The sequence below is a fragment of the Pseudomonas sp. GW821-FHT01A09 genome (assembly GCF_058986725.1).
In genome coordinates, this window is sequence record NZ_JBYSWB010000002.1 from 392,209 (window position 1) to 407,877 (window position 15,669).

General features: G+C 61.5%; 12 protein-coding genes. 2 read left to right on the forward strand and 10 right to left on the reverse strand.

Annotated elements, in window-relative coordinates; translation table 11 throughout:
- Positions 1-66 precede the first annotated feature (66 nt).
- Positions 67-348, forward strand: coding sequence for a hypothetical protein (locus tag AC3WJP_RS04040; protein WP_493719930.1), 282 nt, complete (start codon positions 67-69; stop codon positions 346-348).
- Positions 349-401: 53 nt separating this feature from the next.
- On the opposite strand, the gene AC3WJP_RS04045 is transcribed toward AC3WJP_RS04040, so the two are convergent.
- Positions 402-809 (reverse strand): MAPEG family protein, encoded by a 408-nt coding sequence (locus tag AC3WJP_RS04045; protein WP_493719931.1) that lies wholly within the window; start codon positions 807-809, stop codon positions 402-404.
- Between the two features lie 52 nt (positions 810-861).
- Entirely contained in the window at positions 862-1,836 is a 975-nt protein-coding gene (locus tag AC3WJP_RS04050; RefSeq protein ID WP_493719932.1) for a hypothetical protein, read from the reverse strand.
- 222 nt (positions 1,837-2,058) lie between these two features.
- Between AC3WJP_RS04050 and AC3WJP_RS04055 the strand changes: the two genes are divergently transcribed.
- On the forward strand, positions 2,059-3,999 hold the full coding sequence (locus tag AC3WJP_RS04055) for an Ig-like domain-containing protein (protein ID WP_493719933.1): 1,941 nt from the start codon (positions 2,059-2,061) through the stop codon (positions 3,997-3,999).
- Between the two features lie 59 nt (positions 4,000-4,058).
- Here AC3WJP_RS04055 and AC3WJP_RS04060 read toward each other — a convergent pair whose 3' ends face one another.
- From AC3WJP_RS04060 to odhB, 8 genes are all read right to left on the reverse strand, one after another.
- Entirely contained in the window at positions 4,059-5,357 is a 1,299-nt protein-coding gene (locus tag AC3WJP_RS04060) for a TolC family protein (protein WP_493719934.1), read from the reverse strand.
- Positions 5,358-5,425: 68 nt separating this feature from the next.
- Positions 5,426-6,661, reverse strand: coding sequence for a beta-barrel domain-containing protein (locus tag AC3WJP_RS04065; protein WP_493719935.1), 1,236 nt, complete (start codon positions 6,659-6,661; stop codon positions 5,426-5,428).
- Entirely contained in the window at positions 6,658-8,838 is a 2,181-nt protein-coding gene (locus AC3WJP_RS04070; RefSeq protein WP_493719936.1) for a type I secretion system permease/ATPase, read from the reverse strand. Before AC3WJP_RS04070 ends, AC3WJP_RS04065 begins: the two co-directional genes overlap by 4 nt.
- Before the next feature lie 111 nt (positions 8,839-8,949).
- Positions 8,950-10,263, reverse strand: a complete 1,314-nt coding sequence (gene brnQ / locus AC3WJP_RS04075; protein WP_493719937.1) for a branched-chain amino acid transport system II carrier protein — start codon at positions 10,261-10,263, stop codon at positions 8,950-8,952.
- Between the two features lie 329 nt (positions 10,264-10,592).
- Positions 10,593-11,480 (reverse strand): succinate--CoA ligase subunit alpha, encoded by an 888-nt coding sequence (gene sucD / locus AC3WJP_RS04080; RefSeq protein ID WP_493719938.1) that lies wholly within the window; start codon positions 11,478-11,480, stop codon positions 10,593-10,595.
- Positions 11,480-12,646, reverse strand: coding sequence for an ADP-forming succinate--CoA ligase subunit beta (gene sucC / locus AC3WJP_RS04085; RefSeq protein ID WP_493719939.1), 1,167 nt, complete (start codon positions 12,644-12,646; stop codon positions 11,480-11,482). The genes sucD and sucC overlap by 1 nt, the downstream gene beginning before the upstream one ends.
- Before the next feature lie 215 nt (positions 12,647-12,861).
- Positions 12,862-14,298: a dihydrolipoyl dehydrogenase gene (lpdA, locus tag AC3WJP_RS04090; protein WP_493719940.1), complete on the reverse strand. Its 1,437-nt coding sequence runs from the start codon at positions 14,296-14,298 to the stop codon at positions 12,862-12,864.
- A gap of 121 nt (positions 14,299-14,419) precedes the next feature.
- Entirely contained in the window at positions 14,420-15,649 is a 1,230-nt protein-coding gene (odhB, locus tag AC3WJP_RS04095; protein ID WP_493719941.1) for a 2-oxoglutarate dehydrogenase complex dihydrolipoyllysine-residue succinyltransferase, read from the reverse strand.
- Positions 15,650-15,669 lie beyond the last annotated feature (20 nt).

The window sequence follows — 15,669 nt, forward strand, 5'->3', positions numbered from 1 at the left end:
GTTGGAACTATCCCTGCGACCCACGCTCGAAGGCACGTAATCATTATAAAGAAGGAGAAACACCCCATGCGTAAATCTCTGGCATTCACTTTGATGCTATCTGCCGCCCTCACCCTCGCCGCCTGCGACAAGAAATCCGAAGACAAGGCGCAAGATGCCCAGCAACACGCCGAACAGGCCCAGGAAAAAATGGACCAGGCGCAAAGCAAGATGAATGACGCCGCGAAGGAAAACGCTGAAGCGGCTAAAGACAGCAACCAGTCTGCCCAGGAAGCCGCCAAGGAGCAGAACGGCGCCATGATGCAGAAGGCTCCGGAAACCCAGCCGGTACCGGCCACCAAGCCATAACATCACGCGCACTGTGGGAGAGGCACAGCCCGCTCCCACAGGTCGAGACAAATCTAGATCGTCGCCATGACTATTTGCCGATACACCGGGCTGATCATGATCAGGAAGGTACAGATCAAGCCGACTAGCCACACCAGGCTGCGCTGGCTGGATTTGTCATTCCAATACAACAGCAGATACAGAACCCGGGTAATCACGAAGACGATCGCCAGCAGATCGATAAGCCATCCCTGAGTCTGCGTGGTGTGCGCCATCAGCACCGCCACCGCGAACAACGTGAACGCCTCCCAGCAGTTTTGATGCGCCGCCACCGCGCGTGCGCCCAGCCCGCTCAACTTCGCCTGCTGCGCCCTTGGGTTGTGGTTGTCGTAACCCTGTGCCTTCATCTCCCGCGTTACTGGCACCCGCGCCACGAAAATCAACAGCGCACTGATGAACACACACCAGAATGGAATACTCATGGGTAACGCTCCTTGGTGGACGCCATGGGCCATGCGGACGACCCGGGCCCTTTCATGTGCGTCCTAGAGCTTGGAGAACGGCGCTGGCCACTCGTTCCATATCGCCATCATCGTAGCGCTGGTCAATGGGAAGCGGCAGCATGCATTCGGTCCATCGCCGCGCCGCCGTGCCAAGGGCGGGGTCTGCAAGCAGCTCGCGCCAATAAGTAGCCACGTAGATGCGCTGGCTTTGCAACGCGCTGCGCACATGACTGGCCAACTCGGGGTTGTCGAGCAGCAACGGATAGACCATGGGCGACAGCACTCCATCGAAGCCCTTGAACCCGTTGATGGCGTGAAGCCGCGTGCGCAGGTTGGCGAAATTGCCCTGGCGGCGCTGCACGATAGCCACATAGTCCAAACCATCGAGGAGCCGCCGGGTCGCCACCGACATGCCTTGAATACCCTCGTCCCGGATCGTGGTCTCGACCTCGATGAACGTGGCGTAGAACGGCTCCGGCTCGCCATTCAAGCGCCCCGCCAGCGCGCGCATGCGCCCTTCTGCGCTGCCCGGCGGCAGTTGCGGCAGTTGCGCCGCGTTGAGCAGCCAGCCGCCGTCCGGCACGCCGACGAACTTGCGCGGCGAATAGAGCGTCGCCACTCCTTCAGGTGCATCGCTGAACAACGCCTGAGCATAATCCAGGATCAGCTTGCCACCCAAGGCAGGCAGCAGCGATTCGCGAATATAGGCATCCTTGAGGCCAAAGTAGTTGACGTATTGCAGGCATTCGTCCTGCGCCAAAGTCGGCAGGGCCAAAGGCTGCAATCGTTCATCGACTGCATAGCGCACCACTTCGACACCCGAGCGCAGAGCAGCCTCGTGCATGGTCGAACAGGTGTAATCGGGCAGATGAACACGGCGTGGCCGACGCTGGCGCAGCAGCGCTTCGAAGGCGAATCTGGCGCTGTTATAGGCCAATGCGCCAGGGTACAGCGAAGTTCCGTTGCCGACCTCCAGTTCAAAATAACCGCCGATGGCCTTCGTCATGCTTCCCCCCTCTTCCTGATAAGTCGTACATGATCGAAGGCCAGCGCCGCCAGCAGATCCCCCAAGCGTGCGCTGATCGAAAAGCCAAGACGCCGGGGCATGAATATATAGGACTAGTCTGAGTGTGTGGAAGAGCCGGAACTACAACAATTACAGGTCCGGCCGACAGGGACCGGCCGCCGACTTCTGGGGCAGGATGCCCCCCTTGCAGAGTAGTGATTGATGCAGATACCCACCACGCCCGCTTACTTTACCGAGTTGCTCGACCAACAAGGCCCGGATCGCGGTCCATTGCAAAGCGGCGCGCGAACCGATGACGCGTCCCCGCGCATGAGCGGCCAGGCGCCGGCCAATTCGCCGGTGTACATTTATTCAAATGGACGCCTTATCGGCATGACGACGGCTGACGCCGACGGCAACTGGAGCTTCACTCCCCAGCCGCCGCTGAGCAATGGCATGCATAACCTCACGGTAATGGCACACGGGCAAATGAGCGAGCCGTTTATCCTGGATATTCAGGCAGGGTCGGCGCCTTCACCCACCCGGCCAAAGATTACCCAGGCCATGGACGACCAGACTAATGGCGAATATATCGGCAACGGTGGCACCACGGACGACAGTTCTCCCGTCTTGATGGGCACTGCCGTACGCGATAGCGAAGTGAAAATCTATGCCAATGGCGTACTCGTAGGTACCGTCCGCGCCGATGCCAACGGCTTTTGGGCGATCGCGATCGAATTGGGTAATGGTCGCAACGAGCTGATAGTCATGACCCACGGCGAATCGAGCGAGCCCTACGTCATCAATGTGCAGGCACCTACGCCCACGCCAGAGCCTATCCCCCTGCCTGAACCGACGCCAGAGCCAATACCCCTTCCGGAGCCCGAGCCCGAGCCCGTACCACTGCCTGAACCAGAGCCTGAGCCAGAACCAACGCCTGTACCATTACCTGGGCCCGAGGCTGAGCCAATACCGCTGCCTGAACCCGAACTTGAGCCTGTGCCCCTGCCGGAGCCTATTCCCGAGCCAACCCCAGGCCCCGGTCCGGCGCGGATCACCAGCGTCTACGACGATTTCAACCAGTCCGGTTTCGTTGCCAATGGCGGCACCACTGACGACGCAACTCCGCGTCTGATCGGCATCACCACCCCCAACGCCTGGGTCGTCATCTACGCCAACGGCGTGGAGATCGGTCGTGTACAGGCGAACGAGCGTGGTGAGTGGGGCTTCACCGCCAATCTTGCCAACGGCTTGAATCGTTTGATCGTCGAAACCGACGGCCGCCCGAGCGAACCCTTCGAAATCAATGTCCAGGCGCCTGTTCGCCCAGCGATCACCGATGTTCATGACGATGTCGGTGAAACCGGCTCCGTGGCCAATGGCGGATCGACCGACGACACCACCCCGACCCTGAGCGGCACCGCAAATGGCAATGCGCTGGTCACGATATACGTCGACGGCCAGCCAGTCGCCCATATCATGGCCGACGCCAACGGCGCATGGAGCTACACCCCGACGCTCGGCCCTGGCCAGCACACGCTGAGCGTGGGAACCATGGGCGGTCGCAGCGAAGACTTCGTTGTCATCGTCACGCCAGACGGCACCGAGCCAGTGCCGGGGCCAGAGCCGGAGCCTTCGCGCCCGACCATCGAGTATGTGTACGACAACGAAGGTACGGATCAGGGCCAGATCGAAAACGGCATGAGCACCGACGACCGCACCCCCTTGGTGGCCGGGTCCGCAGCGCCAGGCGCCGTGGTGCAGTTTTTTGTCGATGGGGTCCTGCAATTCACCATGCTAGCCAGTGACGCCGGTCAATGGGCCTACACCGCCTGGCTGCCCTATGGGACCCACACCATTACGGTGGTGGCTGATGGACTGACCAGCGAGCCGTTCGAGATCATCGTCCTCGACCCAAGCGCGCCGCTGGCCCAGGCCGCCCCCGAAACCGCCGCTGCCGAACCCGTACTGGTCGACGGTGCAGACGAACTCTTCACCAACGCCATCCCAGCCGATGCCGAGCCGGACGAGGCACAATGGCAAAACCTGCAAGCCTCGATGGAGCGGGCGGGCGATGCTGACCTGGTCAGCTCAGAGGCTCATTACACGGCTTCGATCAACATCGAGTCGATCCTGCGTCCGGAGGACATTCACACCGTCTGACGACTGAAGAGCCCGCCGCTCGCCCAGAGCGGTCGGGCCTTGCCTGTGAAAACAGCTGCTTACAACACAGGTAACCGCGCTCCCTCTCCTGAGTCCTCCAGCGCCTCGTTCAGCCAAGGCAACAACGCTCCTGCGCCGTGGAGCCCTTGGATGACCGCAGCGTAGCCATCGAAACGACTGCTCACCTCGCTCGAAAGATGGCCGAAATGCTCGCTGTCAGCCCCCAGTACATCCAGCAACGTCCGCTGACCCAAGTGATACCACTGCTCGAAGAATGCCTGCTTGATCTGCGCCGACTGCTCGCCTAACTGCCGATAGCGCTGCTGGCGCTGGATCGAGGCCAGCGTCTTGCTATTGGCCAGATGAACCTTATGCAGCAATTGTCGACGCACTTCCTGCGCCCCCTCCTGCGCCGCCAAGGAGCGAGACAGCGCTGTGCTACGCGCGGCCTTGCTGGCACCGCCATCGAAGGCCGTCCAGCTGAGCGTGAGGCGCGTGTGCCAAGGCTGTTGCAGCCCGCGCTGATTTTCATAGGTAGACTTGCCGATCTCCCAATCCAGACGGGGCATCGCTGCGGCCTCGATGGATCGGCCACGGGCGGTTTCGCTGCGGGCTTGCGCAAGCGCCGCTTGCACCTGCGGGTGGTCTTCGACTCGGTCCAACAGCAGCTGGACCGGAACTGCGCGAATGGCCATCGATGCCTGGGCAGGCAGCACGGCCTGTTGCTGACCAGTCAGGCGCTGCAGCGTCAGGGCCGACTCTTCGAGACGAACCAGGGCACTGTCCAGCCATTCCTCGGCCTGCATCAACCTGGCGCCAGCCTGTAACAACTCACTGGCACGCCCCCCATCGACGGCCACCACCGATTCGAGCAAAGTGACGCGCTCACGCATCGACTGCCGATACTGTTCACCCAAACGCACCAAGGCTTGCTGGCGACCAAGTTCAAGCTGGGTCGCGACGACCTCGTAGGCCAGATCCTGCAGTGCGATGCTCGCCTGCGCGCGCGCAATCTCGACCCCCTCTCGTTGCCCCTCGATGGCGTATGCCACACGCCCCCAGTCGAAAAGAGTCGTCACTACATCGACGCTCAGGGATTTCTCTGCACCCTCCAAGGGTGCCAGGCCGCCCCCTAGCTCCTTGGCCCGGGACTGTCCGCGCAGTTGCAGTTGCGGCCACTGCTGGCTTTTCACCACTTCCAGTTCGCTCGTGGCGGCTTCAACCTGTGCATGGGCGCCACGCAGTTGTGCACTGAAGGCGATGGCTTGCAGCACCGACGCCTTGAAAGCCAGCCTTGATGCGTTTGATTCCGAGGTCGACGGCGCGTTGCCCAGGGCGCCCGCACTGGTGAATGCCATCAGTGCAGCCAGTAGCCACGGTAAAGACCACCGCGGTAATCGTCTCGTTGCAGTTCCAATCATGCCGCTCACCGCTCCCTGAACGCTTCGCGCGCTTTGAGTACCGGCTTGAGCAGGTAGTCGAGCAGGCTTTTCTGCCCGGTGCGGATATCGATCGTGGCGATCATCCCCGGCACTATCGGCAGTGGCCCCCCCGGCGATTGCAATTGCGCGGTGGTGGTCAGCACATGCACCCGATAATAGGTGGCAGGCCCCTGTCCGGTGGCCTTGCTGGTCTCGTCTTCGAGGGCATCGGCGCTGATGTGCTGGACGACACCGGGCAACCCGCCGTAGATATTGAAATCGTAAGCGCTGATCTTGGCCATGGTCGGCAGCCCCGGACGCAGGAACGCGATGTCCGCCGGCTTTATCCGCCCCTCCAACAGCAACTGCTCGTCCAGCGGCACGATCTCGAGAATTGCTTCGCCTGGCTGCACAACCGCACCAAGGGTATGGACCCGAATATTTTTCACCGTGCCGCGCAACGGCGCGGTAATGGAGGTGCGGTCGCGCAGATCGGCCCGGCCTGGCAGACTTTCCCGAACCTGCAGCCATTCGCGTTCGAGCGTCGCCAGTTCAGTGGCAGCTTCATGACGATAGCGGTCTCTGCGCTCGACGATCTGAGCGTTGAGTTCGTTTTCCTGGCGGCGCATCCGCAACAACTCGACCTGCGACATCAACCCCCTGGCAACCAAGGGCGCGGTCAGCTCGATTTCTCGCTGCGCCAAGGTCAGGCTGCGCTGCAGGGTCTTGAGGCTGTCTTGCAATGCCTGGCGCCGCGCGTCATAGGCCGCGCGCTGCTCAGCGGCAAGCTCGGGACTGTGGGCGATCACGGCATGCAGGTCCAGATCCATCCCGTACGCCTCGCTGCGCAAGCGCAACACGCTCGCGTGCAGAACACGCTCCTGCATGAGGGTTTCTCGATAACTCGCCTCGGCGCGAGTCGCATCGATATTGACCAGCAACTGGCCGCGCTCGACCACATCGCCTTCACGCACATGCAGGCGCTGCACGACGCCGCCATCCAGGCTCTTGATGACCTGCTCGCGACTCGACGAAATCACCACCGCTTCTGCCCGGGTGATTTCTTCGACCTGCGCCAGCCACGCCCATGCAACAGCGATTGCCAGCACCACGCCAAAGACCATCAGCATCAGGCGAGAGCGAGGCGTGGCATCGTCGAGCATCGCCGCTTGCAGGTCGGTAACGAAGCGCATCTCATCCGCTGCCAGCACTGGCTTGGTTTCACTCACTGGCACGCTCATCGTATGGCCCCGGCTTTTTCCCGGTCGGCCAACCAGGCGAGAATCCTCGCCTTGGCGCCATCGGCGACGACCTTGCCATCTTCGATCACGATAATGCGCTGCACCAGCGCCAGTACTGCCGGGCGGTGGGTCACCAGGATCAACGTGCGCCGTTCGACACTGGTGTGCAGCCGCTGCAGAAAAGCGGTTTCGGTCTGGCTGTCCATGGCGCTGGTCGGCTCATCGAGCAGCAACAGGCCCGGCTGTGCGAGCAATGTTCTGGCGAGCGCCACCAATTGTCGCTGCCCCCCGGACAACGCCACCCCGGCCTCTCCTACTGGCAGCTGAAGGCCCAGCGGGTGACGAGCGGCCATTTTATCGAGCCCGGTGAGGCGCAACACACGCAGTAGCTCGGCGGTGCTCGCGGTGGGGCAGCCGATCGTCAGGTTGTCCTTCAGTGTGCCCTGAAACAGCCTGGCATCCTGAGCGACAAATCCGGTGAAGCGGCGCCAATCTGCCAGCTCGATCTGGGATACATCCAGGCCATCGCTGAGTATCTGACCGCTGGTGGGCTGATATAGACGCGCCAACAGCCGAAGCAAAGTCGACTTGCCACTGCCTACCGCACCGACAATCGCCACGCGCTCGCCTGGCTGGATAGTCAGATTGATATTGCTCAGCGTGATCGGGCACGGCTGCAGAGGCGTAGCCGGATAGCTGAAGCCAACATCGCGCAGTGTGAGTTGGCCAGTCAACTGAAGCTCATGCAGGCAGTGCGACGGCGCCTCACGATCAGTGGGCAACGCCATCAGCGCGTTTAAGGATTGCATTGCCGCCCGCGCCTGTTGAAACCTGACGGCCAGGCTGGCGACCTGCACCAAGGGCGCCGTGGCCCGGCTGCACAGCATCACGCTGGCGATCAACGCGCCCAGACTGAGGGTTGCATCGTCAATGAGGTATACGCCCCAGGTGATGATCGCCACCGTCTGCACCTGCTGAAGAAAGCTGACGGCCGTGGTGGCCCAGGTGGATATCTTCCGCACCCGCAGCGCGCTCTGTGCCGCTTGTGCGCTAGCCGCTTGCCAGCGATGTTGCATGACGCCTTCGCCGGCCACGGACTTGAGCGTTTCAAGGCCTTCGATCGACTCGATCAGCACCCCTTGCTTGAGCGCCGCCAGTTGCAGACTTTCCCGCAGCACCTTTGCCAGCGGCCACTGCACCACCAGGCTGATTGCCAGGATCAGCCCCACAGCGGTAAGCGGCACCCAGCCGAGCGGCCCTCCTACGACGAAGATCACCGCGATGAACAGCAGCGCGAAGGGCAAGTCCGAGACTGCTGTCAGCGTGGCCGAGGTAGCGAAGTCGCGGACCGACTCGAACTCGCGCAGTTGGTTGGCAAAGGCTCCGGAGCTCGCCGGCCGGTGCTCCATCCGGATGGCTAGAGCCTGCTCGAACAGCGAGCTCCCCAACAGCAGGTCCGCCTTGCGCCCGGCCGTATCCAGCAGATGCGCGCGGGCCAGACGCGCGCTCGACTCGAGAATCATTGCCAGCAGCACCCCGATCACCAACGACCACAAGGTCACGTAGGCCTGGTTTGGCACGACGCGATCATAGACGTTCATGGTGAAAAAAATACTCGCCAACGCCAGCACATTGATCAGCAAGGCGCCCCAGGCGGCGCTCGCATACAGCCCACGCAAACGCCAGAGCGTATCGGTCAGCCACTGGCTTTTGTGCGCGGGCAGATCGGCCTCTGCGGGGTGACAGGCTTCAGGCGGGAGTTGGGCGGCGATAACATAACCGCCATAGAGGGCGTACAACTGCTCATGACTGACATCCACAGGCGTCAGGCTCGATGCCGGAAAAATCACCCGGTAGCCTCGCGCCTCGCCTGCTCGGGACACACGGCACAGCAGAATGGCGCCGCCCTGGTCCTTGAGCAACAGAATGATCGGTAGCAGCACCTCGGGCAGTGAGTCGAGAGAATGGGCAAGCAGGCCAGCTTCGAAATCCAGGCGGCGCAGCGCTTTAAGCGCGCATTGGGGCGAGAAGCCATCCACCACCGGCAAGCCGGCCGACAACACCGCTTCGGAAACAGGGCGGCGCGCATGCTGACAAATCCATGAGACACAGGCGAGCAGTGCCTGGCTCGGCGAACACTCGGTATTGGGCGTCAAAGCGCTTGAGGGGGGATTCATTCAAATCTCGGGGAAGCTGATTCGCGGGCGCGAAGTCTGCCAGCCTCCCCAAGCGCTGCCGATGGGTAAAACTCCTAAAAATCAGAAAGCTTTCGAAAGCTCCGGTCCCGCTTACGCCAACGCAGCCTCCGGCTTGCCCAGCAAGCGATCGCAGATCACCGCCGCCAGCAGCGCCAGTACCGACGGCACCAGCCAGGCCAGGCCTTGATCACTCAAGGGCAGATGGGCCAGCACATCCGGCAGGTAGCCGGCAAACCCTGTGCCCTTGATGGCATCGACCATACCGAACAGCAACGCCACCAGCATCACCGGCGCCACGATGCGTCCCTGTGAATGCCAGAAACCGCTGCAGAAGCTCAACGCCACGAGAGCGATGCACGGCGGGTAAATGGCCGTCAGCACCGGAATCGAGAAGTGGATCAGATTGGTCAGGCCCAGGTTCGACACCAGAAGCGAGAACAAGGCCAGGGCCAACACCAGAACTTTATAAGGCAACCGCAGTGCCTGGCTGAAGTACTCGGCACAGGCGCAGGTCAAGCCTACCGCAGTGACCAGGCATGCCAGCGAAATCAGCACCGCCAGGAACACGCTGCCGATCGAGCCGAAGGTGTGCTGCACATAGGCGTGCAGCACCGCCGCACCATTGCCGGCCCCCGCGGCGATGGCGTGACTGCCCGAACCCAGGCGGAACAGGCTGAAATACACCAGCGCCAGGCCCAGGCCGGCAATCAGGCCAGCGATGATCGCGTAGCGCGTGATCAGCTGGGGGGACTCCACGCCGCGCGAGCGAATGGCGTTGACGATAACGATGCCGAACACCAGCGCACCCAGGGTATCCATGGTCAGGTAACCGTTGATGAAGCCTTGCGAAAACGGCGCAGAGGCATACTCGGGCACTGCATCGCCAATAGGGCCGGCCGGCAGCGCGAACGCAGCGATGCCCAGGGCCGCCAGGGCGATGATCTTCAGCGGTGCCAAGAAGCGCCCTACCGTGTCCAGCAGCTTGCCGGGATACAGCGAGATAAAGAACACCAGGATGAAATACACCAGGCTGTAGAGGAACAGCGGCAACGGGCCGTCGCCGGTGAGCGGCGCCATGCCGACTTCGAACGACACCGTGGCGGTGCGCGGCGTCGCGAACAACGGGCCCACCGCCAGGTAGCAGACAGCGGCGAGGATGCCGCCGGCGATCTTGCCAATCGGGCTGCTGAGGGCGTCCATGCCGCCACCGACCTTGGCCAGCGCCACGACCGTGATGACCGGCAGGCCGACAGCCGTGATCAGGAAGCCTAGCGCTGCCATCCATACGTGTGGACCGGCCTGCAAGCCGACCATCGGCGGGAAGATGATGTTACCGGCGCCCACGAACAAGGCGAAGGTCATGAAACCCAGTGCCAGGATGTCCTGGCCTTTCAACACTTTCATTAGGAACCACACTGCTGAATCGGAATTGAGAGGGTGATTTCCCCGGCGGATAAGAGGGAAATAGCGGCCCACCGAAGATGGTGGCGAGCCCTTGGGCTCCGACGGCGTCTTGTGGATACGGACGGAATTTGGCGGGGAGGCTACAGAAAACGCGCGGAAATTGCACCGTTATTGATCGGAATGCAGGAAGCATGCGCTTTTATGTCGCATTTATGAAATTTCGGGGCCAACCCCCTCGCTACACAAACCCCTGTAGCGAGGGGGCTTGCCCCCGAAAAAACAAAGGCCACCCGAAGGTGGCCTTTGTGTACAGGGCTATCAATCCAGCCTTAAGCCTTCTTGATTTCCCAGCCAGTCAGCTCGGCCAAGGCCTTGCCGATGTCAGCCAACGAACGCACAGTCTTCACGCCAGCGTCTTGCAGTGCAGCGAATTTCTCGTCTGCAGTGCCTTTGCCGCCGGAGATGATGGCGCCAGCATGGCCCATGCGCTTGCCCGGAGGAGCAGTCACGCCGGCGATGTAGGAAACCACTGGCTTGGTCACGTGAGCCTTGATGTAGGCAGCCGCTTCTTCTTCAGCCGAACCGCCGATCTCGCCGATCATGACGATCGCTTCGGTCTTCGGGTCTTCCTGGAACAGCTTCAGGATGTCGATGAAGTTGGAGCCCGGGATCGGGTCACCGCCGATGCCGACGCAGGTGGACTGACCGAAACCGGCGTCAGTGGTCTGCTTCACGGCTTCATAGGTCAGGGTGCCGGAACGGGAGACGATCCCGACCTTGCCTGGCAAATGAATGTGGCCTGGCATGATGCCGATCTTGCACTCGCCCGGGGTGATGACACCTGGGCAGTTAGGGCCGATCAGGGTAACGCCCAGCTCGTCGCACTTCACTTTCGCGTCCAGCATGTCCAGGGTAGGAATGCCTTCGGTGATGGCGATGATCAGCTTGATACCGCCAAATGCCGCTTCAAGGATGGAATCCTTGCAGAACGGAGCGGGTACGTAGATCACGCTGGCGGTCGCGCCAGTCTGCTCCACAGCTTCGCGAACGGTGTTGAACACCGGCAGGTTCAGGTGCGTGGTGCCGCCCTTGCCTGGGGTCACGCCGCCGACCATCTGGGTGCCGTAGGCGATGGCTTGTTCGGAGTGGAAAGTACCCTGCGAGCCGGTGAAGCCCTGGCAGATGACTTTTGTGTCTTTATTGATCAGGACGCTCATTACTTGCCCTCCGCAGCTTTGACGACTTGTTGAGCAGCGTCGGTCAGGCTGGTAGCAGCGATGATGTTCAGACCGCTTTCTGCCAGTACTTTAGCGCCCAGGTCAGCGTTGTTGCCTTCAAGACGGACAACGACCGGGATTTTCACGCCAACTTCCTTCACCGCGCCGATGATGCCTTCAGCAATCATGTCGCAACGAACGATGCCGCCGAAGATGTTGACCAGTACGGCCGCGACATTGCTGTCGGACAGAATGATCTTGAACGCTTCGGTCACGCGCTCCTTGGTAGCGCCGCCACCGACGTCGAGGAAGTTGGCTGGCTTGCCGCCATGCAGGTTGACGATGTCCATGGTACCCATGGCCAGGCCGGCACCGTTGACCATGCAGCCGATGTTGCCTTCAAGGGCAACGTAGTTCAGTTCGAACTTGGCAGCGTGGGCTTCGCGCGGGTCGTCCTGCGATGGATCGTGGAAGCCCTTGAGTTTAGGCTGACGATACATGGCGTTGGCGTCGATGTTGATCTTGGCGTCCAGGCAGTGCAGATCGCCGTCGGCCTTGATCACCAGCGGGTTGACTTCCAGCAGGGCCAGATCGTGGTCCTGGAACAGTTTGGCCAGACCGACGAAGATCTTGGCGAACTGGGCGACTTGCTTGCCTTCCAGACCCAGTTGGAACGCCAGGTCGCGACCCTGGAATGGCTGAGCGCCAACCAGTGGATCGATAGTGGCCTTGAGAATCTTTTCAGGAGTGTCGTGAGCGATCTTCTCGATGTCCACGCCACCTTCGGTGGAAGCCATGAACACGATACGGCGGCTCGAACGGTCTACAACGGCGCCCAGGTACAGCTCTTTGGCGATGTCGGTGCAGGATTCGACCAGGATCTTGGTGACTGGTTGACCGTTGGCGTCAGTCTGGTAAGTGACCAGACGCTTGCCCAACCACTGCTGTGCGAACGCCTTGGCGTCTTCCTTGCTGCGAACCAGCTTGACGCCGCCCGCTTTACCGCGACCACCGGCGTGGACCTGGGCCTTGACGACCCATTCGGTGCCACCGATCTTGTCGCAGGCTTCTGCCGCTGCTTCGGGGGTGTCTACTGCGTAACCTGTCGATACTGGCAGGCCGTACTCAGCGAACAGCTGCTTACCCTGATACTCGTGAAGATTCATGCTTATTACCGTCTTCGTTAGGTACTGCGCGTTCGGCGCTGCACTGTAAAAGTGCCGCACCACCTGTGACTGCTGCTCGCAAGCACTTTACCCGGGCCGCCGGCGCGTGGACCTGGCCCGAATCAAGACCTTGCGAGGTCGAGTCCGACGAACATTCCGCGGTGGGCCCTGCAGGCAGGGCTCACGACGGGCAGCGCGTCGTGGTTTCTTATTGTTTAACGCTTTTTGCGGTTGGCAACGTGGATGGCACCGCCATTCACGGCCAAGGCCGCTTCGTGCAGGGCTTCGGACAGGGTCGGGTGCGAGAACACCATCATCCCCAGGTCTTCGGCGCTGGTGCCGAATTCCATACCGATTGCGCCCTGCTGAACCAATTCTGCAGCGCTCGGGCCAATGACGTGAACACCCAATACGCGGTCAGTCTTGGCGTCGGCGATGACTTTGACGAAACCGCCGGTATCGTTGGCAGCCATGGCACGGCCGCTGGCGGCGAACGGGAAGGTGCCCACGTTAACTTCAACGCCTTCAGCCTTCAAGGACTGCTCGGTCTTGCCGACCCAAGCGATTTCCGGATGAGTGTAGATGACCGATGGGATCAGGTCGTAGTTCATCTGGGTCTTGTGACCCTTGATGCGCTCGACGACCATGATGCCCTCTTCCGAGGCCTTGTGGGCCAGCATCATGCCGCGGACTACGTCACCGATGGCGTAGACGCCCGGTACGCTGGTGGCGCAGTAGTCGTCGACGAAGATGAAACCGCGCTCGTCGATGTTGACGCCGCTGTCGGTGGCCAGCAGTTCGGTGGTCACCGGACGGCGACCGACGGCGACGATCAGCTTGTCGAAGGTGATGGTCTGTTCGCCACTGGCGTCGGTGTAGGAAACCACGACTTCTTCGCCGTTGACCTTCGAGCCGGTGACGCGAGCGCCCAGCTTGATGTCCAGACCTTGCTTGGTCAGCGTCTTGTAGGCTTCCTTGGAAACCGCGGCATCGGCGGCGACCAGGAAGGTTTCCAGGGCTTCAAGCACAGTGACCTGAGAACCCAGCCGCGACCAGACCGAACCCAGCTCCAGGCCAATGACGCCAGCGCCGATCACCCCCAGGCGCTTTGGCACGCTCTGGAATTCCAGGGCACCGGTGGAGTCGACGATGACGTTCTGGTCGACTGGTGCCGATTGAATGTCGATCGGACGCGAACCGGAAGCCAGGATCACGTTGTCGGCTTCGATCACTTCAACCGTGCCGTCGACACCGGTGACTTCGACCTTTTTGCCGGCCAGCAGCTTGCCGTGGCCTTGCAGGGTGGTCACGCCGTTGGCTTTGAACAGGGTGGCGACACCGGAGGTCAGGCCTTTGACGATGTTGGCCTTGCGACCGACCATCGCCGGCACGTCCATGGTCACGCCAGCGTGATTGATGCCATGGATGGCGAAGCCGGATTCGGCTTCATGGAACTTCCAGGAGCTGTCCAGCAGCGCCTTGGAGGGAATGCAACCAACGTTCAGGCAGGTACCGCCCAGGGCCAGCTTGCCCTCCTTGTCCTGATACTTCTCGATGCAGGCAGTCTTGAGGCCAAGTTGCGCAGCCTTGATGGCAGCTACGTAGCCGCCAGGGCCTGCGCCAATCACTACCACGTCGAATTTCTGGGTCATAACACATTCCTTCTCGAATCAAACCGGACGGGCGCTGTAGCGCTCCGTCGTGGGACAAAACCGAATCGTACCGCGTCGAGCGCCCCGCTGTCGTGGAGCGGGCCGCGCGACGGCGCCGGAATCAGATATCCAGCAACAGACGAGCTGGGTCTTCCAGCAGGTTCTTGATGGTCACCAGGAAGGTCACGGCTTCTTTACCATCGATCAGACGGTGATCGTAGGACAACGCCAGGTACATCATCGGACGGATGACCACCTGGTTGTTGATCGCGACCGGACGCTGAATGATGTTGTGCATGCCGAGAATGGCCGCTTGTGGCGGGTTGACGATCGGGGTCGACAACATCGAACCGAAGGTACCACCGTTGGTGATGGTGAAAGTACCGCCGGTCATTTCGTCGATCGACAGCTTGCCGTCACGGGCTTTCTTGCCGTAAGCGGCGATGCCACCTTCGATTTCAGCCAGGCTCATGCTCTCGGCATTGCGCAGGACCGGAACTACCAGACCACGGTCGCTGGACACGGCCACGCCGATATCGGCATAACCGTGGTAAACGATGTCCGCACCGTCGATCGACGCATTGACGGCGGGGAAGCGTTTCAGCGCTTCGGTGGCCGCTTTGACGAAGAACGACATGAAGCCCAGGCGAACGCCGTTGTGGGACTTCTCGAACAACTCCTTGTACTTCGAACGCAGCGCCATGACTTCGGTCAGGTCGACTTCGTTGAAGGTGGTCAGCATCGCCATGTTCGACTGGGCTTCTACCAGACGACGGGCAACGGTGGCACGCACGCGAGTCATCGGCACGCGCTTCTCGGTGCGATCGCCAGGCGCGGTCACGACCGGAGCAGCAGCGGCAGCGGCAGGTGCAGCTGGCTTGGCGGCAGGGGCGGACTTCTTGGCCTCGATGGCGGCAACCACGTCTTCCTTGGTCACGCGGCCATCTTTGCCAGTGCCCTTGATGCTGTTCAGGGCAATGCCGTTTTCTTCAGCCAGTTTGCGAGCGGCCGGAGCGCCGATGGCGTCTTCGTCGCTTGCGGCTGCAGCCGGAGCAGCCGCTACGGCAGCTGGCGCGGCAGCCGGAGCCGCGGCGGCCGGAGCGGCAGCAGCACCGCCCTCCTCGATGGTCGCCAGCAGCTCGTCGGACAGAACGGTGTCGCCTTCGTTCTTGACGATCGCGCCCAGGACGCCGTCAGCGGTGGCCAGGACTTCGAGAACGACCTTGTCGGTCTCGATGTCGACGATCAGCTCATCACGCTTGACTGCATCGCCCGGTTTCTTGTGCCAGGTGGCAACGGTGCCATCGGCAACCGATTCCGGGAAAGTAGGGGCTTTGATCTCGATAGCCATTATCAGTAATTCCTTAAATT

What these genes read in the sequence shown, in the direction of transcription:
- brnQ (WP_493719937.1), bottom strand. Translation starts at nt 10,263, where the DNA reads ATGAAAGTGTTGAAAGGCCAGGACATCCTGGCACTGGGTTTCATGACC.
- AC3WJP_RS04055 (WP_493719933.1), top strand. Translation starts at nt 2,059, where the DNA reads ATGCAGATACCCACCACGCCCGCTTACTTTACCGAGTTGCTCGACCAA.
- sucC (WP_493719939.1), bottom strand. Translation starts at nt 12,646, where the DNA reads ATGAATCTTCACGAGTATCAGGGTAAGCAGCTGTTCGCTGAGTACGGC.
- AC3WJP_RS04040 (WP_493719930.1), top strand. Translation starts at nt 67, where the DNA reads ATGCGTAAATCTCTGGCATTCACTTTGATGCTATCTGCCGCCCTCACC.
- odhB (WP_493719941.1), bottom strand. Translation starts at nt 15,649, where the DNA reads ATGGCTATCGAGATCAAAGCCCCTACTTTCCCGGAATCGGTTGCCGAT.
- AC3WJP_RS04045 (WP_493719931.1), bottom strand. Translation starts at nt 809, where the DNA reads ATGAGTATTCCATTCTGGTGTGTGTTCATCAGTGCGCTGTTGATTTTC.
- AC3WJP_RS04065 (WP_493719935.1), bottom strand. Translation starts at nt 6,661, where the DNA reads ATGAGCGTGCCAGTGAGTGAAACCAAGCCAGTGCTGGCAGCGGATGAG.
- AC3WJP_RS04050 (WP_493719932.1), bottom strand. Translation starts at nt 1,836, where the DNA reads ATGACGAAGGCCATCGGCGGTTATTTTGAACTGGAGGTCGGCAACGGA.
- sucD (WP_493719938.1), bottom strand. Translation starts at nt 11,480, where the DNA reads ATGAGCGTCCTGATCAATAAAGACACAAAAGTCATCTGCCAGGGCTTC.
- AC3WJP_RS04060 (WP_493719934.1), bottom strand. Translation starts at nt 5,357, where the DNA reads ATGGCATTCACCAGTGCGGGCGCCCTGGGCAACGCGCCGTCGACCTCG.
- AC3WJP_RS04070 (WP_493719936.1), bottom strand. Translation starts at nt 8,838, where the DNA reads ATGAATCCCCCCTCAAGCGCTTTGACGCCCAATACCGAGTGTTCGCCG.
- lpdA (WP_493719940.1), bottom strand. Translation starts at nt 14,298, where the DNA reads ATGACCCAGAAATTCGACGTGGTAGTGATTGGCGCAGGCCCTGGCGGC.